General features: G+C 72.4%; 20 protein-coding genes and 1 pseudogene. 10 read left to right on the plus strand and 11 right to left on the minus strand.

Going from position 1 to position 21,069, the window contains the following annotated elements:
- The 3 genes from ACR9ZG_RS03760 to ACR9ZG_RS03770 all read left to right on the plus strand — a co-directional run.
- Window positions 1-907: MetQ/NlpA family ABC transporter substrate-binding protein (locus ACR9ZG_RS03760; RefSeq protein ID WP_481283486.1), on the plus strand; the 907-nt coding region annotated here is incomplete at its 5' end.
- A complete protein-coding gene (locus tag ACR9ZG_RS03765) occupies window positions 907-1,950 on the plus strand; it encodes a methionine ABC transporter ATP-binding protein (RefSeq protein ID WP_481283487.1) in 1,044 nt (347 codons plus the stop codon). The genes ACR9ZG_RS03760 and ACR9ZG_RS03765, both read left to right, overlap by 1 nt.
- Window positions 1,947-2,606, plus strand: a complete 660-nt coding sequence (locus tag ACR9ZG_RS03770) for a methionine ABC transporter permease (RefSeq protein ID WP_481283488.1) — start codon at window positions 1,947-1,949, stop codon at window positions 2,604-2,606. The genes ACR9ZG_RS03765 and ACR9ZG_RS03770 overlap by 4 nt, the downstream gene beginning before the upstream one ends.
- A 102-nt stretch (window positions 2,607-2,708) precedes the next feature.
- On the opposite strand, the gene ACR9ZG_RS03775 is transcribed toward ACR9ZG_RS03770, so the two are convergent.
- Window positions 2,709-3,959 carry a citrate synthase gene (locus ACR9ZG_RS03775; protein ID WP_481283489.1) on the minus strand — a complete coding sequence of 417 codons (1,251 nt, stop codon included), beginning with the start codon at window positions 3,957-3,959 and terminating at the stop codon, window positions 2,709-2,711.
- Window positions 3,960-4,011: 52 nt separating this feature from the next.
- Here ACR9ZG_RS03775 and ACR9ZG_RS03780 point away from each other — a divergent pair, with 52 nt between their 5' ends.
- From ACR9ZG_RS03780 to ACR9ZG_RS03790, 3 genes are all read left to right on the plus strand, one after another.
- Window positions 4,012-5,253, plus strand: a complete 1,242-nt coding sequence (locus ACR9ZG_RS03780) for a citrate synthase (protein ID WP_481283490.1) — start codon at window positions 4,012-4,014, stop codon at window positions 5,251-5,253.
- A 134-nt stretch (window positions 5,254-5,387) separates the two neighbouring features.
- Window positions 5,388-5,900: a mycothiol transferase gene (locus ACR9ZG_RS03785; protein ID WP_481283491.1), complete on the plus strand. Its 513-nt coding sequence runs from the start codon at window positions 5,388-5,390 to the stop codon at window positions 5,898-5,900.
- Between the two features lie 5 nt (window positions 5,901-5,905).
- Window positions 5,906-6,544: a putative glycolipid-binding domain-containing protein gene (locus ACR9ZG_RS03790; RefSeq protein WP_481283492.1), complete on the plus strand. Its 639-nt coding sequence runs from the start codon at window positions 5,906-5,908 to the stop codon at window positions 6,542-6,544.
- Window positions 6,545-6,660: 116 nt separating this feature from the next.
- On the opposite strand, the gene ACR9ZG_RS03795 is transcribed toward ACR9ZG_RS03790, so the two are convergent.
- Window positions 6,661-8,025: an MFS transporter gene (locus ACR9ZG_RS03795; protein WP_481283531.1), complete on the minus strand. Its 1,365-nt coding sequence runs from the start codon at window positions 8,023-8,025 to the stop codon at window positions 6,661-6,663.
- Window positions 8,022-8,471, minus strand: coding sequence for a hypothetical protein (locus ACR9ZG_RS03800; RefSeq protein WP_481283493.1), 450 nt, complete (start codon window positions 8,469-8,471; stop codon window positions 8,022-8,024). Before ACR9ZG_RS03800 ends, ACR9ZG_RS03795 begins: the two co-directional genes overlap by 4 nt.
- A 121-nt stretch (window positions 8,472-8,592) precedes the next feature.
- Between ACR9ZG_RS03800 and ACR9ZG_RS03805 the strand changes: the two genes are divergently transcribed.
- Window positions 8,593-10,167: a bifunctional phosphatase PAP2/diacylglycerol kinase family protein gene (locus ACR9ZG_RS03805; RefSeq protein WP_481283494.1), complete on the plus strand. Its 1,575-nt coding sequence runs from the start codon at window positions 8,593-8,595 to the stop codon at window positions 10,165-10,167.
- Between the two features lie 49 nt (window positions 10,168-10,216).
- Here the strand turns inward: ACR9ZG_RS03805 and ACR9ZG_RS03810 are convergent, their stop codons facing one another.
- The 6 genes from ACR9ZG_RS03810 to ligD all read right to left on the minus strand — a co-directional run bounded on the left by ACR9ZG_RS03810 (window position 10,217) and on the right by ligD (window position 15,934).
- Window positions 10,217-11,305, minus strand: a complete 1,089-nt coding sequence (locus ACR9ZG_RS03810) for a hypothetical protein (protein WP_481283495.1) — start codon at window positions 11,303-11,305, stop codon at window positions 10,217-10,219.
- Window positions 11,302-11,901 (minus strand): ATP-binding cassette domain-containing protein, encoded by a 600-nt coding sequence (locus tag ACR9ZG_RS03815; protein ID WP_481283496.1) that lies wholly within the window; start codon window positions 11,899-11,901, stop codon window positions 11,302-11,304. The genes ACR9ZG_RS03810 and ACR9ZG_RS03815 overlap by 4 nt, the downstream gene beginning before the upstream one ends.
- On the minus strand, window positions 11,892-12,950 hold the full coding sequence (locus ACR9ZG_RS03820) for a peptidoglycan-binding protein (RefSeq protein WP_481283497.1): 1,059 nt from the start codon (window positions 12,948-12,950) through the stop codon (window positions 11,892-11,894). The genes ACR9ZG_RS03815 and ACR9ZG_RS03820 overlap by 10 nt, the downstream gene beginning before the upstream one ends.
- The gene (locus ACR9ZG_RS03825; RefSeq protein WP_481283498.1) at window positions 12,947-13,555 is read right to left on the minus strand and encodes a hypothetical protein; all 609 of its coding nucleotides are present in this window, start codon (window positions 13,553-13,555) and stop codon (window positions 12,947-12,949) included. The genes ACR9ZG_RS03820 and ACR9ZG_RS03825 overlap by 4 nt, the downstream gene beginning before the upstream one ends.
- A 3-nt stretch (window positions 13,556-13,558) precedes the next feature.
- Entirely contained in the window at window positions 13,559-13,843 is a 285-nt protein-coding gene (locus tag ACR9ZG_RS03830) for a hypothetical protein (RefSeq protein WP_481283499.1), read from the minus strand.
- 78 nt (window positions 13,844-13,921) lie between these two features.
- On the minus strand, window positions 13,922-15,934 hold the full coding sequence (ligD, locus tag ACR9ZG_RS03835) for a non-homologous end-joining DNA ligase (protein WP_481283500.1): 2,013 nt from the start codon (window positions 15,932-15,934) through the stop codon (window positions 13,922-13,924).
- 88 nt (window positions 15,935-16,022) lie between these two features.
- Here ligD and ku point away from each other — a divergent pair, with 88 nt between their 5' ends.
- Both ku and ACR9ZG_RS03845 read left to right on the plus strand, forming a co-directional pair.
- Complete coding sequence (gene ku / locus ACR9ZG_RS03840) at window positions 16,023-16,979, plus strand: non-homologous end joining protein Ku (RefSeq protein ID WP_481283501.1); 957 nt, start codon at window positions 16,023-16,025, stop codon at window positions 16,977-16,979.
- A 50-nt stretch (window positions 16,980-17,029) separates the two neighbouring features.
- A pseudogene (locus ACR9ZG_RS03845) lies at window positions 17,030-17,938 on the plus strand (DNA topoisomerase IB); the annotation flags it as partial.
- 33 nt (window positions 17,939-17,971) lie between these two features.
- On the opposite strand, the gene ACR9ZG_RS03850 reads toward ACR9ZG_RS03845, so the two are convergent.
- The gene (locus tag ACR9ZG_RS03850; protein WP_481283532.1) at window positions 17,972-19,408 is read right to left on the minus strand and encodes an MFS transporter; all 1,437 of its coding nucleotides are present in this window, start codon (window positions 19,406-19,408) and stop codon (window positions 17,972-17,974) included.
- Window positions 19,409-19,669: 261 nt separating this feature from the next.
- On the opposite strand from ACR9ZG_RS03850, the gene ACR9ZG_RS03855 reads away from it, so the two are divergent.
- Complete coding sequence (locus tag ACR9ZG_RS03855; RefSeq protein WP_481283502.1) at window positions 19,670-20,581, plus strand: sigma-70 family RNA polymerase sigma factor; 912 nt, start codon at window positions 19,670-19,672, stop codon at window positions 20,579-20,581.
- Window positions 20,582-20,711: 130 nt separating this feature from the next.
- Here ACR9ZG_RS03855 and ACR9ZG_RS03860 read toward each other — a convergent pair whose 3' ends face one another.
- The gene (locus ACR9ZG_RS03860) at window positions 20,712-21,053 is read right to left on the minus strand and encodes a DUF7882 family protein (RefSeq protein ID WP_481283503.1); all 342 of its coding nucleotides are present in this window, start codon (window positions 21,051-21,053) and stop codon (window positions 20,712-20,714) included.
- Window positions 21,054-21,069 lie beyond the last annotated feature (16 nt).

Below are 21,069 nucleotides of genomic sequence, written 5' to 3' on the forward strand. Positions count from 1 at the left end.
GTCCCGCACCGGCTGGATCGTCGGCATCGTCATCGCCGCCGTCGCGGTGATCGTGGCGGTCGTCCTGATCGTGGTCAACGTGACCGCGGCCGGGTCCTCGCAGGCGAACGGCGGCAAGAAGACCGTCGTCAAGATCGGCACCACCGAGCAGTCGGCGCCGTACTGGCCGATCCTGAAGAAGAAGGCGGCCGCCCAGGGCATCGACCTGCAGGTCGTCGGCTTCAGCGACTACACCCAGGCGAACCCGGCGCTGGCGGACGGCCAGATCGACCTCAACCTGTTCCAGCACCTCCAGTTCCTCGCGAACTACGACGTGCAGGCCAAGCAGGACCTCGTGCCGATCGCCTCCACCCTGGTCGTGCCGCTGCCGCTGTACTCGCACAAGTACGACTCCGTCGACGCGATCCCGCAGGGCGCCAAGATCGCCATCCCGAACGACCCGACCAACCAGGCCCGTGCGCTGCTCGTGCTGCAGAAGGCCGGCCTCCTGAAGCTGAAGGACGGCGGCAGCACCCTCGCCACCCCGGCCGACATCGACGCCGCCGCCAGCAAGGTGACCGTCATCCCGGTGGACGCCGCCCAGACCGCCCCGGCACTGAACTCGGCCGACGGCGCGATCGTCAACAACAACTTCGCCCTCACGGCCGGCCTCGACCCCAAGTCGGCGCTGTTCCAGGACGACCCGAAGAGCGAGACGGCCGAGCCGTACATCAACGCCTTCGTCGCCCGCGACAAGGACAAGGACAACAAGACCTACCTCGAGGTGGCGAAGCTGTACCACTCCAAGGAGGTCACGGACGCCGTGCTCGCCGAGTCGAAGAACACCGCGGTCATCGTCGAGAAGCCGCAGTCCGAGCTGATCGACGTGCTCGACGACCTCAAGAAGACCATCAAGGCGGCGCAGTAGTGCCGGACACCGGTTCCGGCGACCCGATCATCGCCTTCCGCGGCGTCACCAAGAGCTTCGGCTCGGGTGGCGCCGCGGCGCCGGCGGTGGACGACGTCGACCTCGAGATCCGTCGCGGCGAGATCTTCGGCATCATCGGCTACTCGGGCGCGGGCAAGAGCACGCTCGTGCGGCTCATCAACGCGCTGGAGCACCCGACAGCCGGCTCGGTGGTCGTCGACGGACGCGACATCACCGCGCTGTCGGAGCGCGACCTCCGCTCGGTGCGGGCCCGCATCGGCATGATCTTCCAGCAGTTCAACCTGTTCCGCTCGCGGACGGTGTTCGGCAACATCGCCTACCCGCTGAAGGTTGCGGGCTGGCCGGCGGACAGGCGCAAGCAGCGGGTGGCCGAGCTCCTGGCCTTCGTCGGGCTGACCGACAAGGCGTGGGCCTACCCCGACCAGCTCTCCGGCGGTCAGAAGCAGCGCGTCGGCATCGCCCGTGCGCTCGCGACGAACCCCGACATCCTGCTCGCCGACGAGGCGACCAGCGCGCTCGACCCGGAGACGACCTCCGACGTGCTCGCCCTGCTCAAGCGGGTCAACGACGAGCTGGGCGTGACCATCGTCGTCATCACGCACGAGATGGAGGTCGTGCGCTCGATCGCCGACCGCGTCGCCGTCCTCGACGCCGGCCGGGTGATCGAGACCGGGACGGTGTTCGAGGTGTTCTCGAACCCGCAGACGCCGACGGCGCAGCGCTTCGTCGGCACCGTGCTGCGCAACCAGCCGGGGGAGGCGGACGTCGAGCGGCTGCGCGGCAAGCACTTCGGACGGATCGTGTCGGCGCGCATCCACGACGACGGCCGGCTGGGGTCGGTGCTCTCGGACGCGGTCGGCCGCCACAACGTGCGGTTCGAGATCGTCTACGGCGGCATCTCGGCGCTGCAGGGGCGGTCGTTCGGCTCGCTCACCCTCGAGCTGCTCGGCGAGCCGGCGGATGTGGACGCCCTGATCGCCGAGCTCCGCGCAGTGACCGAGGTCGAGGAGGTGGCCGCGTGAACGACTGGACCAACCTCGGGCCCGTGTACGTCGAGTCCATCGGGCAGACGCTGTGGATGGTCGTGGCGACGCTCGTGCTCGGCGGCGTCCTGGGCCTCGCGCTCGGCGTGCTGCTCTACACGACCCGGCGCGGCGGCCTGCTCGAGAACCGGGTGCTGTTCACGGTGCTGAACGTGCTCGTGAACTTCGTGCGGCCCATCCCCTTCATCATCTTCATGACCGCCATCGCGCCGCTGACGCAGGCGGTCCTCGGGACCTTCCTCGGGACGCCCGCGGCGATCTTCCCGATGACGATCGCGGCGACCTTCGGCATCTCGCGGATCGTGGAGCAGAACCTCGTCACCATCGAGCCGGGCGTCATCGAGGCGGCGCGGGCGATGGGGTCGAGCCCCTGGCGGATCATCACGACGCTGCTCATCCCGGAGGCGCTGGGGCCGCTCATCCTCGGCTACACCTTCATCTTCGTGGCGATCGTCGACCTGTCGGCCATCGCGGGCAGCATCGGCGGTGGAGGCCTCGGGAACTTCGCGATCTCGTACGGCTACCAGCGCTACAACTGGGCGGTGACCTGGGTCGCGGTCATCACGATCGTGATCCTGGTGCAGGTCGCGCAGTTCCTTGGCAACTGGCTGGCCCGCAAGGCGCTGCGCCGCTGAGCCGCGCGTCCTCCGCGCGCCCCGCCGAGTCGTGACTCGGTGCGCGTTGCCCCGCCGAGTCGTGACATGTGCTCACGACTCGCGGGCGCAACCCGTACCTGCTCACGACTCGGGCGGCGCGGCGGGCGCGGCGGATTCGGCGGATGCGGCGGGCGTCGCGACGTAGCGGCCGCGCGGCCGCAGGCGCAGCGCGGGCTGCGCATATTCGTCGAGCGCGTGCACGACCCAGCCGGCGGCCCGCGCGGTGGCGAACACCACCTCGCCGGCGTCGTCCGGCATCCCGGCGGCGAGGGACAGGGCGCCGAGCGCCAGGTCGACGTTGGGACGCGCGCCGGTGCGTTCGTGGAGCACCGCGACCGTGGCCTCCACCGCGGCGAGCACCGGTGCGGCGCCCGGCACCTGCGCCAGCATCTGGAGCAGGACCGCCGCCCGCGGGTCGCCCTGCGGGTAGAGGGGCTGGCCGAAGCCGGGCACCGGACCGGTGCCCGCGAGCACCGTGCCGGCGACCACGCGCGCCGGTTCCTCGCCGCCGAGCACGCGCGCGAGCATGCCGTGCGCCGCCCGGCTCGCGCTGCCGTGCAGCGGGGAGTCCAGGGCGCCGAGTCCCGCGCTCACCACCGCGTACGCGGAGGCCCGGGCGGACGCCGCGGCCCTCGCCGCGAGCGTCGACACGGCGATGTCGTGGTCGATGAGGAGGACCAGCGCCGCGTTCAGCACGGCCAGCGCCTCCGGAGCGGCGGGCGCGTCGGTGAGGCGAGTCCACAGCCGGTGCGGGAGGGCGGCGCCCGGGTCGCCCGCGGCGCGCTCGGGCAGCGCCTCCACCATCCCGGCGACCAGCCGCTCGGCGGCCGACGCCACCACGGCCGGGTCGAGGGAGGCCCGCAGCGGGTCCGCGGCGGCCAGCGCCACGACCGCGACGGCGAGCCGGTCCCGGTCCCCGGCCGCGGCGGGCAGGGCGTCCGCGACCCGGCGTGCGGCAGCGACGCCCGTGCCCGCGGAGAAGCGCGCGTCGGCCTCCCATCGCCCCGAGAGGGCCCAGTGGGCCACGGTCTCGAACGGCTCGCGCGCGAGCTCGGCGGCGGGGCGGCCGCGGTACCAGAGCTCTCCATCCTCGATCTGAGCGAAGGACGTGTCGATGACCATGAGCGGCCGCCCCTCCGCGTGCGGCGGGGACGTCGGCCGGCGCCGTCGAGACGCAGCGAACTCCTCCACCTCGAGCGGGTCGAAGAGCGATCCCTCGGCGGTGCGGACGCGTCGCAGGCGGCCGCGGGCGACGTACGCATAAAGGGTCTCGAGCTTGACCCCGAGGCGCTCGGCGGTCTGGTCGGCGGTGAGGCGCGGAAGCTGTTCCACATTGATCCGATCAACGTTGACGAGTCGTTCAATACACGCTCACACTAGCTGCATGGACCGGATGGACGACAGCCTGATCGACGTGCCCCGCGGCCTCACCAACGTGGTGGCGGCCCGCACCGAGCTGGGCGACGTGCGCGGGCACGAGGGCTTCTACCACTACCGCCAGTACTCGGCGGTCGACCTGGCGCGCGAGCGGACCTTCGAGGAGGCGTGGCACCTCCTCCTGCTCGGGCACCTGCCGGACGCCGCCGAGCTCGCCGCCTTCCGCGCCAGGATCGCGGCCGCCCGGCGGGTGCCGGAGGAGGTGGAGGCCGTGCTCCCGGCCATCGCCCGGCTCACGGCCGGCGGCGACACGCTGGCGGGCCTGCGGATGGCCTTGACCGCCGTGGGAGCCGCCGATGGCGTCCGCCCGCTCTACGACGAGGCGCCCGACGCGCGCATCGACCAGGCCATCCGGCTCGCCGCCGTCACCCCGGTGCTGCTGGCGAGCCTCCACGCCCTCGCCGACGGCCGCGCACCGCTCGCCGCCCGGGACGACCTCGGGCATGTGGCGAACTACCTGTACCTCGTGACCGGGCGGGTGCCCGACGAGACGCACGAGCGCGCGCTGAGCGCGTACGTCACCGCCGCCATCGACCACGGCTTCAACGCCTCCACCTTCACCGCGCGCGTCATCGCCTCGACCGGCGCCGACCTCGCCGCCGCGGTCGACGGCGCCCTCGGCGCGCTTTCCGGACCGCTGCACGGCGGCGCGCCGAGCCGCGCTCTCGACACGCTCGACGAGATCGGAACCCCCGAGCGGGCGGAGGAGTGGGTGCGGCGCACGGTCGCGGGCGGCGGCCGGGTCATGGGCTTCGGTCACGCCGTGTACCGGACGGAGGACCCGCGCTCGCGGATGCTCCGGGAGGTCGCCCAGGGCTTCGGCGGTCCGCGGGTGGAGCTGGCGGTCGCGGTGGAGGAGCGGGTGCAGGAGGCGCTCGCCGAACTGAAGCCGGGGCGCGAGCTGCACACGAACGTCGAGTACTACGCGGGCGTCGTGATGGAGCTGTGCGGCCTCCCGCGATCGATGTTCACGCCGACGTTCGCGGTCGCGCGCACGGTCGGCTGGACGGCGCACGCGCTGGAGCAGGCCGCCGACGGGAAGATCCTGCGGCCGTCGGCGCGCTACGTCGGGCCGCCCGCGCCGCAGGTGCTGCCACCACGGACGGTACCGGCGCAGGCGCGGCCGTCTCGGACGCAGCCCCCGCGGACGCAGCCTCCGCAGACGGTGCCGTCGCGCGGGACGGCCTGACCGGGCGAGCCGGCCTGACCCGGCGAGCCGGCCTGACCCGGCGAGCCGGGCGTCCGCGCGGCGGGCCGGTGAGCGTATCGTGCTCAGTGCGCGCGAGCGCGCGCCCCGGCCGCGCCGGGCGACGAGGAGGACACGTGACCGTCAGCACCGAGCTCTTGACCGACGCCTTCGGGAGGATCGCCGACACCGTGCGCAGCACCGTGCGCGGCCTGGACGCCGAGACGCTCGGCGCCCGCATCGACCCCGACGCGAACTCGATCGCCTGGCTGGTGTGGCACCTCACCCGGGTGCAGGACGACCACGTGTCGGAGGTCGCCGGCCGCGAGCAGGCGTGGACCGAGGACGGCTGGTCGGCGCGGTTCGGCCTCCCGCTCCCGGAGTCGGACACCGGGTACGGGCACAGCTCCGACGAGGTGGCCGTGCTGGGTTCGGCACGCGCGGAGGACCTCATCGGCTACCACCAGGCGGTGCACGACCGCACGGTCGCGTTCCTCGCCTCGATCGGCGACGAGGACCTCGGCCGGGTGATCGATCGCTCGTGGGACCCGCCGGTGACGCTCGGCGTGCGCTTGGTGAGTGTGATCTCCGACGACCTGCAGCATGCCGGCCAGGCGTCGTATGTGAAGGGCGTCCTCGAACGGAGGTGATCGCCGTGCGCGGAGCGGTGCGGCATGTCGAGTGGGTCGGCGACGAGGACCCGGAGCGGCTGGAGGCGGCGACCGTCACGCTCGCACCCGATCGGCTGGACGCCCTGGGCACCTCCCGAACGACGGACTACGTCACGGCGTGGACGCTGCAGACGGGGCCGGGCTGGGTGACCGAGCGGCTCGACGTGACCGTGCGCGGCCGCGGCTTCACGCGCGCCCTCGAGCTGGTGCGGCACGGGGACGGGCGCTGGGAGGCGACCGCGCAGGCGCGCGGCGACGACTCCTTCCACGGCGAGCGGATGCCCGACCCCGGCATCGCGGACCCGGGGGCGCTCGCCGGCGCGGAGGACTGCGACCTCGCGCTGTGCCCGGTGACGAACACCATGCCGATCCTCCGGCTGGGCGCGCTGGACGACGTGCTGCCCGAGACGCGCCTCCTGATGGCGTGGGTGGCGCTGCCGTCGCTGGCGGTCCTCCCGAGCGGCCAGGTCTACAGCTCCGCGGCGCCCTTCGACCCGGCGTCGGGTCGGGGAGTGGTGCGGTACCGCAGCGAGACGCGCGACTTCATGGCCGACCTGACGGTCGACGAGGACGGCCTGGTGGTCGACTACCCGCGGCTCGCGCGCCGCGCCCGCCCGCGCTGAACCCCCGCGCACTCCACAGGGCGTGGCGCCCATTCCCGAGATTCGGCGCAAATCGTGGTTCTCGGGCGGCCATTACCGAGATTCGGCGCAAATCGTGCGCACGCTCCGTGCGCACGCTACGGCGTCGGCGCCAGCGCGTCGTACCGGCGGAACGCGCCCTGCACCCGCACCACCGTCGCCACCAGCACCACGATCACGAGCCCGCCGAGCAGCGGCGGGAACCACAGCGCGCCGGTGAGCGCCAGCACGCCGATGTAGAGGTCGCCGAGCCGCGGGCCGCCGGTCACGACGACCGTGAAGACGCCCTGCAGCCTCCCGCGCATCACGTCCGGCGCCGACGCCTGCAGGATCGTCATGCGGAAGATCGAGCTCACGTTGTCCGCCGCGCCCGACGCCGCGAGCAGCAGCGTCGCGACCACGAGCGCGGGGAGGTTCGCCTCGGCGATCGAGTCCGGTCCGCCGCTCAGCCCGGCGAACGCGACGACGGCCAGCACGATCCCGAAGCCCAGGATGCTCGCGCCGTAGACGATGATCGCCCGCTCGACCGCGCGCCCCTGCCAGCGGACGTGACCGAGCCGTCCCGAGAAGACGCTCGACAGCAGCGTGCCGACCGCGCCGGCGGCGGTGAGGATGCCGACCGTGACCGGGCCGCCGCCGATCAGCAGGGCGCCGACCGCGGGGAACAGCGCGCGCGGCTGCCCGAACGTCATCGCGATGATGTCGAGCACGAAGGTCATGCGGAGGTTCGGCGCCGTCCGCAGGAAGCGCAGCCCCTGCAGCACCGACGCGAAGCCCGCGCCCTGCCGTTCGCCCTCGGGCACGATCGGCGGCAGCGTGAAGATGCCGAGGAAGGCGGCGGTGAAGAGGATCACGTCGACCGTGTACGTCCACGGGATGCCGACCGTCGCGACCAGGACGCCGGCGAGCGCGGGGCCGACGGTCACCATCACGCCCATGGAGATGCCGCCGAGCGCGCTCGCCGCGGGCAGCAGGCGGTCGGGGATCAGCCGCGGCGTGATCGCCTGCCGGGTGGCGCCGATCATGACCGTGGCGACCGCGTTGATGGTGGTGAGCACGTACAGCGGCCACACGACCGGAACGTCGAGCCAGGCGAGGACAGCGATCCCGGCGGTGGAGGCCCACGCCACCACCGCGGTCACCAGCGCGACCAGCCGCCGGTCGAACGCGTCGGCGAGCACGCCGCCGTACAGCCCGAACACGATCATCGGCCCGAGCGCGAACAGGGCGACGAGCGAGACAGCGAGGGTGGAGCCGGTGAGGTCGTAGATGTGGAGGCCGACGGCGACGACCGTCATCTGGCCGCCGATCCCCGAGATGGCGCCCCCCAGCCACAGCCGTGCGAACGCGGGGGAGTACCGCAGCGGCGTGAGGTCGACGAAGTGCCGTCGGCGCGCGAGCGTGGAGCCGTCCGGGGTCGCCGGGCGCGCCTCCTGCTCGGGCTGAGCGGGCTCCGGGGTCAGAACCGCGGCTTCTTGCTGAGCGCGACCGCCGCGGTCGAGTACACGACGCCGGCCGCCATGATCGTGAAGGTCAGCGCCTGCAGCACCGTCTGCCAGAACGGCACGAACGGCGTCACGGACACCCAGAGCCAGAGCACCGCGCCGATGAGCGTGATGACGTAGCTGAAGGTGCGGCTCGCGTACAGCGCGTTGAGCGAGACGACGGTGCCGGCGACGGTCACCTGGAACAGCGGGAGCGCCGCGTCGGCGTTGCCGGTCCAGGTGGCGACGAGGCTCCACACGAAGAAGACGAGCGAGACCAGCACGACCACGGTCGCGATCGCCTTGCCGAGCGGGCCGGGGAGGGTGGCGCTCAGGCTGCGGACCAGCGAGCCGTTCTCGTCGCCGGCGACGGCCTCGTCGTCGACAGTGGTCGGGCGGGGGGCGGTGACGTGCGTGCTGCTCACGATGACGATCCTACCGCCGTCGCCGCGCCCGGCGGCAAACCGGGCGCGCCGCGGACCGGCCGGCCCGGCGCGGACCCGCCTGCCGCGCGGCCCATCGCTCGCGCGGCGTACGCTGACCGGCATGGCAGCCTCCGGTCGTCCGTCCCGCCGCATCCCGATCCCCGCACGCATCAAGCGGGCCGACGAGGCGGTGGCGGCGCGCATCAACGCGAGGACGACGGGGCCGGCCTCGGATCGCTTCTGGACCCTGCTGACCCGCGCCGCGAACCACGGCAAGCTCTGGTTCGCCGCGGCGGGCGTCCTCATGCTGCTCGGGAGGCCGCGTGCGGCCCTCCGCGGCCTGGCGTCCCTGGGCATCGCCAGCCTCGTCGCGAACGTCGTCGGCAAGCAGCTGGTCGGCGGCGACCGCTGCAGCCGGCGGGAGATCGGGATGGAGGTCAGCGCCGGCCGGTCGCCGACGTCGCCGTCGTTCCCGTCGGGGCACACCGCGAGCGCGGCCGCGTTCGCGACAGGCGTCGCCCTGGAGTGGCCCGCCGCCGGCGCCGCGCTCGCGCCGCTCGCCGCCGGGGTCGGCTACTCGCGGCTGCACACGGGGGCGCACTGGCTGTCGGACGTGATCGGCGGCGCAGCCATCGGCGCGGGAGCCGCGCTGGCGCTCCGGGCGGTGCTCCCGGCCGGCAAGGCGCTCGCCGAGGCGCGCCGCGACCCGCCGACCGCGGAGACGATCGAGCTCCCGGCCTCCACGGACGGCGAGGGTCTCTTCGTCGTCGTGAACCCGTCGTCCGGCGCGGGGCTCGGCCGCCCGGACGCGGGGGAGGTGCTGAACGAGCGCCTGCCGCGCGCCGTCGTGCACACCCTCCAGGAGGGCGACGATGTGGCGGCGATCGTCTCCGACCGCCTGCAGTCGGCCGACCCCCCGCGCATCCTCGGCGTGTCCGGCGGCGACGGCTCGGTGGCCGCGGTCGCGCACCTGGCGCGACGGGCGGAGCTGCCGCTGCTGGTTCTCCCCGGCGGCACCTTCAACCACTTCGCGAAGGCCGCTCTGCTCGACAGCATCGACAACGCGCTCGACGCGCTCGCCGCGGGCACCGGCCGCGCGGTGGACGTCGCGGAGCTGGCCTTCGCGGACGGCGAGCCGATCACGGTGCTGAACACGGCCTCCGTCGGCATCTACCCCGCGTTCGTCGCCGAGCGGGAGCGGCACGAGAAGCGCCTCGGCAAGCCGATCGCCGCGCTGGTCGCGGCGATCCGGGTGGTCCGCGACGGCAGCCCGCTCGACGTAGAGCTCGACGGCCGGCGTCGCCGCGTCTGGTCGGTCTTCGTGGGCGTCGACCGGTACTACCCGGTGACCGTGGCGCCGATCGAGCGCAGGAGGCTGGACGACGGCCTCCTCGACGTCCGCGTCCTCTTCGCCGGCGGCCGCCCCCGCACCCGCGGCGCGGTCGCCCTGGCCCTCGGCGGTACGGCGGATGCGCTGGTCGCCCGCCTGCCGATGCTGCAGGGCCCGCCGGTGATCGACCAGTACACGACGCGCGACCTGACCATCGCGGCGGCCGGCGACGACCCCGGCTACGCGCACGACGGCGAGGCGTCGACCACCACCCCCGGCGACCCGAAGCGGCTGCGGCTGCGCCTGCTCCCGGGCGCGCTGCGGGTGTACTCGCCGGCGGCGCACGGGGAGGAGCGGCCGGCGTGAGGACCGGAGTGAGGGTCCGGCCGACGGCAGCCGCATCCGGCGGTGGGCCTCAGCGGCTCCGGAAGTAGCAGAACAGCGCTTTCTCCCGCACGACGCCGACCGCGAGAGCGGTGGCTCCGATGGCGGCCGAGCCCGCAGCGGCGACGACGACCGCGGTCTGGGCGAGCAGCGGGAGGCGGTCGGCGTCCTCCACGCGGAGCGCGAGCACCGCGATCGCCAGGGCAGCGGAGCCGCCGCACGTCACCCAGCACATGGTCTGCGCGACGAGAGAGACGATGATGGCGCCGCGACCGGCCCCGACGTGCAGGTCCGACGCGATCGCGAGCCGGCGGCGGGCCACCGACAGGGCACCGACGACCGACCCGGCCGCGACGGCCAGCAGGACGGCCGGCGCGCGACCGAACGGCGTGGTCGTGTCGAAGCGGCCCCCGCGCCCCGGATTGAGCTGGGACAGGAGGGCGCGGCCGTCGCCATCGGCCGCCTTTGGCACGACGGTCCGGCCGAGCGCGGCGACCGCGTGCTCGTCGGCCGGCCAGATGACGGCCCAGCAGGCATCGAACCGGCGGCCGTCGTCCGGCACGGGTTCGGCGGCGGCGAAGGCGAGCAGCGGATCCCGTCCGTCGTCGGGATACGCGAATTCTGCAGTCACCGGCACCGACCCGCTCGTCGTCTCCAGGGCATCGCCGGGGCGCACCCCGAGGGAGTCGGCGACGGGGGCGCTCACCAGGATGCCCGCCCGGTCGGCGCTGACGCCGAGTACCGCCGCGAACCCGCCGGTCACCGAGAACAGCGGGATGGGGGTGCCGGGGAGCGCTGCGTCCGTCAGCGGGGCATCGGCGGCGCGCACCGCCCCGGCGGCGCGAACGTTCGCGTCGCGTACGAGGGCGTCGCACGCGCGACCGTCGATGCGAGCGTCCGCCTTCACGACGTATGTCGCTGCACCCGCGGCGACGTAGTCGCGCGCGGCGACGATGGTGTCGAGGGAGCTCAGCACTGCTCCCAGCGCCGGACCGCCCGCCGCCACGAGGAAGACGACGGCGAACAGCACGGTCCTGCCCGCGCCGGAGCGGATGTCGCGCGCCGCCTCGCGCAGCGCCTCGCGGACACGCATGCGGGCGCGGGGCCGGGTCGCCGTCATCCGGAATCCCCGAGGTGGACAAGCTGGTCGCAGGCCTCGCGTGTGCCATCGTCGTGGGTCGCGACGACGACGGCGGCTCCGCCCTGCGCAGTACGGGCGATGACGGCGTTCACCTGGCGTGCGGTGTCGCGATCCAGCTGGGCGGTCGGCTCGTCGATGAGGAGGACGTCCGGCTCGGCGGCCACCGCCCGCGCGAGCATGAGCCGCTGCGCCTCTCCACCTGACAGTGCCGAGAACGGCGTGGCCGCGCGGTCAGCCAGCAGGAACGTCTCCAGCAGGCCCAGCGCCGTCCGCTCAGCGGCTCGACGTGAGTGGCCGCGGGCGAGGAGCGGGAGCGCGACGTGGTCGAGGGCGGCACGGCGGGCCACGCCGTGCGGGTTCTGGAAGACCCAGACGCAGCGACCCGCCGGCCGTTCCACGCGACCGGTCGAGGGACGGATCATCCCGGCGACGATGCCGAGCAGCGTCGACTTGCCGCTTCCGCTCGGACCGACGACGCCCGTGACCGTCGCGGGTGCGAAGACATGGGTCATGTCGTGGAACAGCAGGCGGCCTCCCGGAAGGGCATAGCCGACGCCGTGCAGGGTCACCGACACGGTCGAGTCTTCGAGGGACGAACCACGACGGCGTGAATTGTCGGCTTCGCCGGGGCGAGCACGAAGGACTGACCGAGATCGGACCCGGCGACCTCGACGAGGACGGGCGCCGCAGCGCCCGAGGCGAGGACGCAGCCGCGTCCGTCGCGCACATCCCAGAGGGCCGATGGCGGAACCACGAGCACATCGATCGGCCGAGCCAGTCTCCACTGCACGACGAGGGATGCGGAACCCCTGGTGTCTGCGACGGCCGCCGCCACCTCGGGGGCGCCCGCCAGTCGTCGCAGCGCATCGCGATCGGTGACCGCACCGTCGCCGTCCACGTTCACCTCGAGGCCGCCCAGCCGGACGACGCGCGGGCCGGGGGAGGCATCGCCGGGGATGCTGCTCAGGCGCGCGGCGACGACCTCCGGCGGCAATCCGATCAGCTCGTTGCCCGCCGCGACGGGGGCGCCGACGATTCCCGAGCAGCGTTCGGCCGTCCCTTCGGCGGCGGGGAGCCACGCGAACCGGGCGGCGGAGATCGTGGCCGCGTCGGCGGAGGCGTCCGGTGGTGTCCCTGCGGCCCTGAGAAGCTCGCCGGCCGCCCGCACGGTCGATCGTCCGACGACGCCGTCCGCCTCGGTGCCGTGCCCCAGCCGGCTGAGTTCGGCCTGCAGTGCGCGCACGTCATCGCCTCGATCACCGGGATGGAGGTCTCGCCAGAGCGGCAGGCTCGTCGCGAGTGCGATCACCGGAGTTCCGTCGATCGTCGCGACGACCGACCCGGAGCCGACCGGGCCGCCGCTCGCGCAGTCCAGCGAGGTGAGCAGGCCGCTGCGGGGCGCCGTCACCGAGCGCGGCGACCCCCGGACGACCCGGAGCTGCGCCTGCCGGGAGTCGTCGAAGGTGCGTTCCGTCACCGCAACGGTCGTCGCCCGCTGCGGAGCGGCGAGGGTCGCGGGGCCCGGCATCGGCACGAGCAGCGCGACGGCGGCCGCTGCGGCGCTCGCCGCGACGACGCCCGCGATGCCGAGGACCGATCCGCCGGCCGCCACGATGCGCCTCATCCCGTGTACCAGAGGCCGAGCGGGTCGAGCGCGCATCGCTGCGCCGCCTCGGACATCGGATCGTAGGGGAGGGAGTCCTTCTCGGTGTCACGCTGCAAGCGCTCGCGGCTGTATGCGGCGTCGACCAGCCCGGCGCGGCGGAGGCAGCTGAGCTGGATCGCGCCCTCGTCCTTCTTCTCGGGATTCCGCCGCACCTGCTCGAAGAGATACGTGATCGATCCGACCCACCGCGACTCGCAGGACCGCAGGACGGGGTCGGAGGCCGCGAAGAAGTCGTCCGGGTACGTCCCGGAGGCCGAGCCCAGCTCGAATCCGCCTCGCGCGTCCCACTCGATCGTGTACCCCGAGTCGCCCACGCACGACCGCAGGTGCTGCCTGGTCTGCTCGTACTCGACGGCGGTGACGGTGCCGTCCCGGAGCACCCGGCGCTCGTAGTCGCTGCCGGCCTGCCCATACGCCCGCTCGAAGTCGGCCGCCCACGGACCGGTGAGATCGATCGATTCCTGCGGTGCCGCCGCGGCTCCGGGCGACGAGCAGCCCGCGAGCGTGCACGCGAGCAGAGCCGACGCGACTGCGACCGCTCCGCGGAGTGCCCCTCGCCTCACCGCTCAGGCCTTGAGCGAGTAGCCGTACGAGACGACGTTCGCCCAGCAGGACGACTGCCGCGACCACTGCCCCGCGGAGGCCCAGTTCCCGTACTTCGAGGCGGAGTTGCGGATCGCGTCCCAGTGCCGTGCGGGCACTCCGGCGCACTTGTTGTACGCCTGCCAGATCGTCACGTTCTGGACGCATTCGACGGACGAGGCGCTCGGCGCGCTCGCCGTGTCCAGGACCAGGCCGGTTGTGACGAGCGTTGCGACAGTCGCCGCCGCCGCGAGTCTGCGGATCATCATCGGTTCCCTTCGGCGCGAGGCGCATCCCCGCGTCGAGACCGACCATAGTGTTACATATATATTTCTTGCAAGACCTGTCTACCCCTCCCGCACCACCTGCTCCACCGCCTTGTCGGGTCGCAGTCCGCGCCAGCTCGGCTGCCGCAGGCGGTCGGTGCCCGTCCACTCCGCGAACTCCACCTCGCCCACGTACTGCGGCCGCACCCAGTGGGCCGCTCGCGCGTCGGGGCGCGGCACGTCGCGCAGCGGGCTGTCCGGGACCTCGATCCGGCCCAGGAGGGCGGTCAGCTCGTCGAGGACCGCGTCGCTGAAGCCCGTGCCCACCTTGCCGACGTAGCGGAGGCCGTCGCCGTCCGGGAGGCCGAGCAGCAGCGCGCCGATCGTGTTCGCGCGGCGGCCGGTGCCCGGGGTCCAGCCGCCGATGACGACCTCCTGGGTCTTGTGGTGCTTGATCTTGATCCAGGCGCGAGAGCGGCGGCCGGTCGCGTACGTGCTGTCGCGCTGCTTGGCCATCACGCCCTCCAGCCCGAGCTGGGCGCTGGAGGCGATGGCGTGGGCGAGGTCGCCGTCGAACGCGGGCGGCACCTGCACCGCGTCGTCCGGCGGCGGGGTCAGGGTCGCGAGCAGCGTCCGGCGCCGCTCGTCGTAGGTGCGGGCCCGCAGGTCGGCGCCGTCCAGCTCCAGGATGTCGAACACCATGTAGTGCGCGGGCGCGCGCGTCAGGGCCGTGCGGACGTCGGCGGGACGGGTGAGTCCCATCCTGGTCTGCAGGAGGCCGAAGTCCGGGCGGCCCGACCGGTCCAGGGTGACGACCTCGCCGTCGAGCACGAGGTCGTGGCCGTCCGCGAGGTCGACGAGCCCGGCGAGGTCGGGATAGGTCACGGTGACGTCGTTGCCGTTGCGGGTGGTGAGGCGGAGGCGGCCGTCGCGCACCTCGGCGACGGCGCGGATGCCGTCCCATTTCATCTCGAACGCCCACTCGGACTCGTCCGAGATGTCGGCGGCCGAGCCGAGCGTCGCGAGCATGGGGGAGACGGGCACGGTGGCGGAGGGCACGGCGGCGGAGGGCACGGTGGCCGAGGGCAAGGAGGCCGGAACCTCTACGCGTTCCCGCTTCACGTCCTCCCGCTCCACCTCCTCCCGCAGCTCCTCCTCGTCGAGCCGGCCGGCCGCGAGCCCGGCGAGGGGGTCGCCGCGGCGGCGGATGCGCTGCAGCACCTCGCCGAGCTCGAGGTGGCGGAGGTCCTTCGCCGCGAGCTCCCGCCAGGTGCGCGGCACCGCGACGGTCGGCCGGAACCGCCCGCGCAGCGAGTAGGGGGCGACCGTCGTCTTGGCCGGATTGTTCTGACTCCAGTCGATGAGCACCTTGCCCGCGCGCAGCGCCTTCTTCATGTCGCTGACGACGAGGTCCGGATGGTCGGCCTCGAGCGCCCTGGCCAGTTCGTGCGCGACCGCGGCGACCTGCTCGCCGGTCTGCGACCCGTCGAGGCCGGCGTAGAGGTGGATGCCTTTCGAGCCGCTGGTCACGGGCACGGGCGAGAGACCCATCCCGCCCAGGATGGTCTTGGCCAGCCGGGCGACCTCGGCGCAGTCGGCGAGCGTGACGCCCTCGCCGGGGTCGAGGTCGATCACGAACCGGTCGGGGTTGCGGAAGCCGCGCCCGCGCCCGACGCGCCACTGCGGCACGTGCAGCTCCAGGGAGGCCGTCTGGGCGAGCCAGATCAGCGTCGCCCGGTCGTTCACCAGGGGATAGGAGTTGGTGCTGCTCTTGTGCACGACCTCCCGCTGGCGCACCCAGCTCGGCGTCGACCGCTGGTCGAGGTTCTTCTGGAAGAACACCTGGCCGGGATGCTCGGGCGTCCCGACGCCGTCGACCCAGCGCTTGCGGGTCGCGATCCGGTCGCGCACGTGCGGGATCATGACGTCGGCGACGGCGCTGTAGTAGTCGATCACGTCGCGCTTGGTCGTCCCGGTCTCCGGGTACATGACCTTGTCGAGGTGGGTGAGCGTGACCCGGTGGCCGTCGATGCGCACCTCCTCGGTGCTCGCATCCTCGGTGCTCGCCGGCGGTGCGGAGTCCTGGGCAGCCATGGCCACACCGTACGCCAGGGGCGGCGGCGTGGCCCTCCCGTCCAGGTCAGGCTTGATTACCGGGCCCGGCACGGACACCATGTACGGCATGAGGGCCATTTGGACGGGCGCCATCACCTTCGGACTGGTCAATGTGCCGGTGAAGGTCTACAGCGCGACCGAAGACCACGACGTTCCCCTGCACCAGGTGCACGACGCGGACGGCGGGCGCATCCGCTATCAGCGCCGCTGCGAGATCGACGGCAAGATCGTCCCGTACGAGCACATCGTGAAGGCGTACGACGACGGCGAGCGGACGGTCATCCTCACCGCGGAGGACATCGCCTCGCTGCCGGCTGAGCGCAGCCGCGAGATCGACGTCGTGGAGTTCGTGCCCAACGAGCAGCTCGACCCCATGATGTTCGATCGCAGCTACTACCTCGAGCCCGACTCCAAGTCGCTCAAGGCCTACGCGCTGCTCCGCAAGACGCTCGAGGACGAGGACCGCACGGCGATCGTGAACTTCGCGCTGCGGCAGAAGACCCGGCTCGGCGCCCTGCGGGTGCGCGGCAACGTGCTCGTGCTGCAGACGCTGCTGTGGCACGACGAGATCCGGGAGGCGGACTTCCCGGCCCTCGACTCCTCACCGCGCATCACCGAGCGCGAGCTCAAGCTGTCGGCCGCCCTCATGGAGAGCTTCGCCGGCGACTTCGAACCGGAGAAGTTCAGCGACGAGTACCAGGAGGAGCTGCGCAAGCTGATCGACGCCAAGCTCGAGCAGGGCGAGAGCGTCGACACCGCCGAGACGTTCGGCGAGGAGGCCGAGGGCGGCAAGAAGGGCGGCGGCGAGGTCATCGACCTCATGGAGGCGCTGCAGCGCAGCGTCGAGCGCAGCCGGTCGTCGCGGTCCTCCGGCGGAGCGAAGGACGACGAGAAGCCCGCGGCGAAGAAGTCCGCGACCGCGAAGAGCACGACGAAGAGCGCGACGGCCTCGAAGTCCAGCACCTCGAAGTCGACCACCACCAGGAAGGCGCCGGCGAAGAAGACGGCGAAGAAGCCCGCGTGAGCCCGCGGCTCAAGCGCAGCAATCCGTCCGGCCCCGGCTACCACCGGAGGATGACCGACTCCGGGCCGGTCTACGAGGACGAGGCGGGCAACCGGATCGTGGACGAGCGCGAGCTGGAGCGCATCCGCTCGCTGGTCATCCCTCCTGCCTGGCAGGACGTGTGGATCTCGCCAGACGCGCGCGGCCACATCCAGGCGGTCGGGACCGATCAGGCCGGTCGCCGGCAGTACCGCTACCACGACACCTGGCGGCTGCATCAGGACCGCCTCAAGTTCGAGCGCGCGGCGCAGCTGGCCGAGACCCTGCCGTCGGCGCGCCGCAAGGTGACGATGGACCTCCGCGAGGAGGGGTTCGGGCGCGACCGCATCCTCGCCGCCGCGTTCCGCATCATCGACCTCGGCAGCATCCGGATCGGCAGCGAGGAGTACCTGCACGCCAACGGCAGCCGCGGGCTGACCACGCTGCTGTGCCGGCACGTGCGCATCGACGGCGACGACATCACGCTGACCTTCCCCGCCAAGTCGGCGCAGAAGTGGGCCAGCACGATCAGCGACGCCGACCTCGCCGAGCTGCTCTCGTCGATCGTCGCCCTGCGCGGTCAGCGCTCGCGCCTGCTGTCGTGGAAGGACGGCACCTGGCACACCATCCGCCCGGCGTCGCTGAACGAGTACATCCGGCGGCAGACCCGGGGCGAGTTCACCGCGAAGGACTTCCGCACCCTGCACGGCACGATCGTCGCCGCGAAGGCGCTCGCCGAGCTGGGCCCAGGCGGCTCGGACTCGCAGCGCAAGAAGCGCATCAGCGCGGCGGTGAACGAGGCGGCGGCGGCCCTGGGCAACACCCCGGCGATCGCGCGCAACAGCTACATCGATCCGCGCATCTTCGACCGCTACCGCCAGGGCGAGATCATCGACGTGTCAGGAGGCCGTGCCCCCGAGCCTGCGCTCCTGGAGCTCTTGCACGCCGACTCGATCGCGCGAAGCGCAGTCAGCTCAGGACTTCGTCGCCGGTTTCTGCGCCGGGGTCTGGGCAGAGAGGGGGGAGGCGATGTCCTCCAGCGACTTGCCCTCCGCATCCACGCCGAGGAACAGCTCCACCAGCCCGGCGGCGATCATGAGGCCGGCGCCGAGGTAGTAGCCGAGGACGACCGAGTGGATGCCGCCCTCGATCAGGTGCCCGAACAGGATCGGGCCGATGATGCCGCCGATGCCGGTGCCGACCGCGTAGAAGAACGCGATCGCCATGGCGCGCGTCTCCATCGGGAAGATCTCGCTCACGGTCAGGTACGCGGAGCTGGCGCCGGCGGACGCGAAGAAGAACACGACCATCCAGCAGGCGGTGAGCCAGAACGCGTCCAGCGCGCCCATGTCGAACAGGATGGCGGTGCCGACCAGCAGCACGCCGGAGCCGACGTACGACAGCGTGATCATGAACCGGCGACCGACGGTGTCGAACAGATGGCCGAGCAGGAACGGGCCGAGGAAGTTGCCGATCGCGATCGGTACGAGCGCCCACGGTGCGACGTCGTCCGGAACGCCCAGCAGCTTGGTGAGCACCAGCGAGTACGTGAAGAACACCGCGTTGTACAGGAACGCCTGGCCGATGAACAGCGACAGTCCGAGCACGAACCGCTTCGGGTACTGCGTCACCGCGACGCGGACGATCTCGCCGAAGCCGGTCGACCGGCGCTGGTGGATCTCGATGCCCTTGTCGTCGGGGACCGGATCGAGGGCGGTGCCCGTGTCCTTCTCGACGCCCTCCTCGATCTCGGCGACCTCCTTCTCGGCCTCCTCGTCGCGGCCGTGGATGAACATCCAGCGCGGGGACTCCGGCACGTTGCGGCGGACCAGGAGGATCACGAGGCCCAGCACCGCGCCCAGGCCGAACGCGATGCGCCATCCGATGTCCGGTGCGAACAGGTCCTCGTTGAGCAGGAAGACGGTGAGGATGGCGCCGAAGGCCGTCCCCAGCCAGTACGAACCGTTGATCGCGAGGTCGACGAGGCCGCGGCGCCGCGCCGGGATCAGTTCGTCGATCGCCGAGTTGATGGCCGCGTATTCGCCGCCGATGCCCGCGCCGGTGAAGAACCGGAACAGGTAGAACATCCACGGCGTGAACGAGAACGCGGTCAGCACGGTCGCGACGAGGTAGAGGCCCAGCGTCAGGATGAACAGCTTCTTCCGGCCGAACCGGTCGGTCAGATACCCGAACACGAGGGAGCCGACGCACGCGCCGGCGACGTAGATCGCGGCGGCGAGACCGACCTCCGCGGTGGTCAGGCCGAGGCCGGAGTCCGGCTCGGTGAGCCGGCTGCCGATGGCTCCGACGATGGTGACCTCGAGCCCGTCGAGGATCCACACGGTGCCGAGCCCCAGCACGACGAGCCAATGGAACCGGGACCAGGGGAGGCGGTCGAGCCTCGCCGGGATCGTCGTCCGGATGGTCTTCAGTGACCCCGCCCGGGGGTCGGATGTCTGCGCACTCACGTTTCGGGACTGTACGAGTGCCTCGAATGCTCCGGGAGCACCTTGACAAACCGCGCAGAAAGCGCAGCGATGTCCGGCTAGCGCACTCCAGCAGCGCCTGTCAACCCCTTGTTGGGGCAGTGGGCCCCTTGCTTACCTTGGCTAACGACCCCACCGTTCGCGGTGGCGGATCGCACCGACAGACGAGCTGAATGGGATGCAACGATGACTGTGCTCGAAGTGACCAGTGACCCCGTACGGGACTACCTCAACTCGATCGGACGGACCCGCCTGCTGACGGCGGACGAAGAAGTGGCGCTGGCGAAGCGCATCGAGGTCGGCGTGCTCGCCGGCGAGCGGCTCGCGAAGCGGCCGGGACTCACCCCGCGGGAGAAGCGTGAGCTGCAGTACCTCGCCGACGACGGCAAGCGCGCCTTCGAGCGCTTCATCGAGGCGAACCTCCGCCTGGTGGTCAGCATCGCCAAGCGCTACGCCGGCCGCGGCCTCCCGGTGATGGACCTGATCCAGGAGGGCAACCTCGGTCTGGTGCGCGCGGTCGAGAAGTTCGACTACCGCACCGGCAACAAGTTCTCGACGTACGCCACCTGGTGGATCCGCCAGTCGATCCTCCGCGGCATCGCCGACACCGCGCGCCTGATCCGCATCCCCGTCCACACCGTCGAGAAGATCGACAAGCTGGACCGCATCCGCCGCGACCTGGGCGGCGAGTTGGGCCGCACGCCCACCCTCGAGGAGATGGCTGAGGCGGCCAACCTCGAGCCGCACGAGGTGCACAAGCTGCAGATGAGCGACTCCGAGACCGTGTCGCTGGCCGTGCCGGTCGGCGAGAACGAGGGCGCGGAGCTCGGCGACCTGATCGAGGACGGCGACGCCCCCGGCCCCTCCGAGACCGTCGAGGTGGAGTTCCGTCACCGCGACCTGGAGGAGCGCCTCCGCGAGCTGCCGCCGCGCGACGCCAAGGTCATCCGGATGCGCTTCGGCCTCGACGGGCAGAAGCCGATGACGCTCGACGAGGTCGGCGAGGTCTACGGCATCACCCGCGAGCGGGTCCGCCAGCTGGAGACCCGCAGCCTCAAGCGCCTGCGCTGCCCCGAGCTGCTCGAGTACCTCCGCTGAGCGGCCGCCTGCGCTGAGCGGCCGCCTCCGCTGAGCGGCCGAGCCGCCTGGACCACGAAGAACCCCGCGCTCCACGAGCGCGGGGTTCTTCGTCGTCTGCGGGAGGTCGGCCCGGCCTCTCGGCCCGGCCTTAGCGCCCGGGCGGCGTGTCGGCCTGGACCTCGTCGGCGCCGACCGCCCCGATCTCCTCGGTGAGCTGGAGGCCCTGCGCGCTGTTCGACGAGATCGTCAGCTGCTCCAGCCATTCCCGGTTGATGCGCGGAGGCCGTCCGCCGCTGTAGCGGAACAGCAGCGGAACGGCGGGGTCGATCCAGATGGCGCTGCGGCCATCGCCGACGCTCTGCTCGTCGCGCCACGAGAAGAAGAACCCCTCCTTGCGACGCAGCTTGAGGCCGATGACGATCTGCAGGTGCGCAAGGACACGGTCGTCGAAGCCGATCTCCGTTGTCCCTCCGTAAACGAGCTTGCCCATGCCTCTCAGCGTACGG

Source organism: Leifsonia sp. KNZ12-8B (assembly GCF_056755495.1).

What these genes read in the sequence shown, in the direction of transcription:
- ku (WP_481283501.1), top strand. Translation starts at nt 16,023, where the DNA reads ATGAGGGCCATTTGGACGGGCGCCATCACCTTCGGACTGGTCAATGTG.
- ACR9ZG_RS03860 (WP_481283503.1), bottom strand. Translation starts at nt 21,053, where the DNA reads ATGGGCAAGCTCGTTTACGGAGGGACAACGGAGATCGGCTTCGACGAC.
- ACR9ZG_RS03820 (WP_481283497.1), bottom strand. Translation starts at nt 12,950, where the DNA reads ATGAGGCGCATCGTGGCGGCCGGCGGATCGGTCCTCGGCATCGCGGGC.
- ACR9ZG_RS03805 (WP_481283494.1), top strand. Translation starts at nt 8,593, where the DNA reads ATGGCAGCCTCCGGTCGTCCGTCCCGCCGCATCCCGATCCCCGCACGC.
- ACR9ZG_RS03780 (WP_481283490.1), top strand. Translation starts at nt 4,012, where the DNA reads ATGGACCGGATGGACGACAGCCTGATCGACGTGCCCCGCGGCCTCACC.
- ACR9ZG_RS03830 (WP_481283499.1), bottom strand. Translation starts at nt 13,843, where the DNA reads ATGATGATCCGCAGACTCGCGGCGGCGGCGACTGTCGCAACGCTCGTC.
- ACR9ZG_RS03855 (WP_481283502.1), top strand. Translation starts at nt 19,670, where the DNA reads ATGACTGTGCTCGAAGTGACCAGTGACCCCGTACGGGACTACCTCAAC.
- ligD (WP_481283500.1), bottom strand. Translation starts at nt 15,934, where the DNA reads ATGGCTGCCCAGGACTCCGCACCGCCGGCGAGCACCGAGGATGCGAGC.
- ACR9ZG_RS03810 (WP_481283495.1), bottom strand. Translation starts at nt 11,305, where the DNA reads ATGACGGCGACCCGGCCCCGCGCCCGCATGCGTGTCCGCGAGGCGCTG.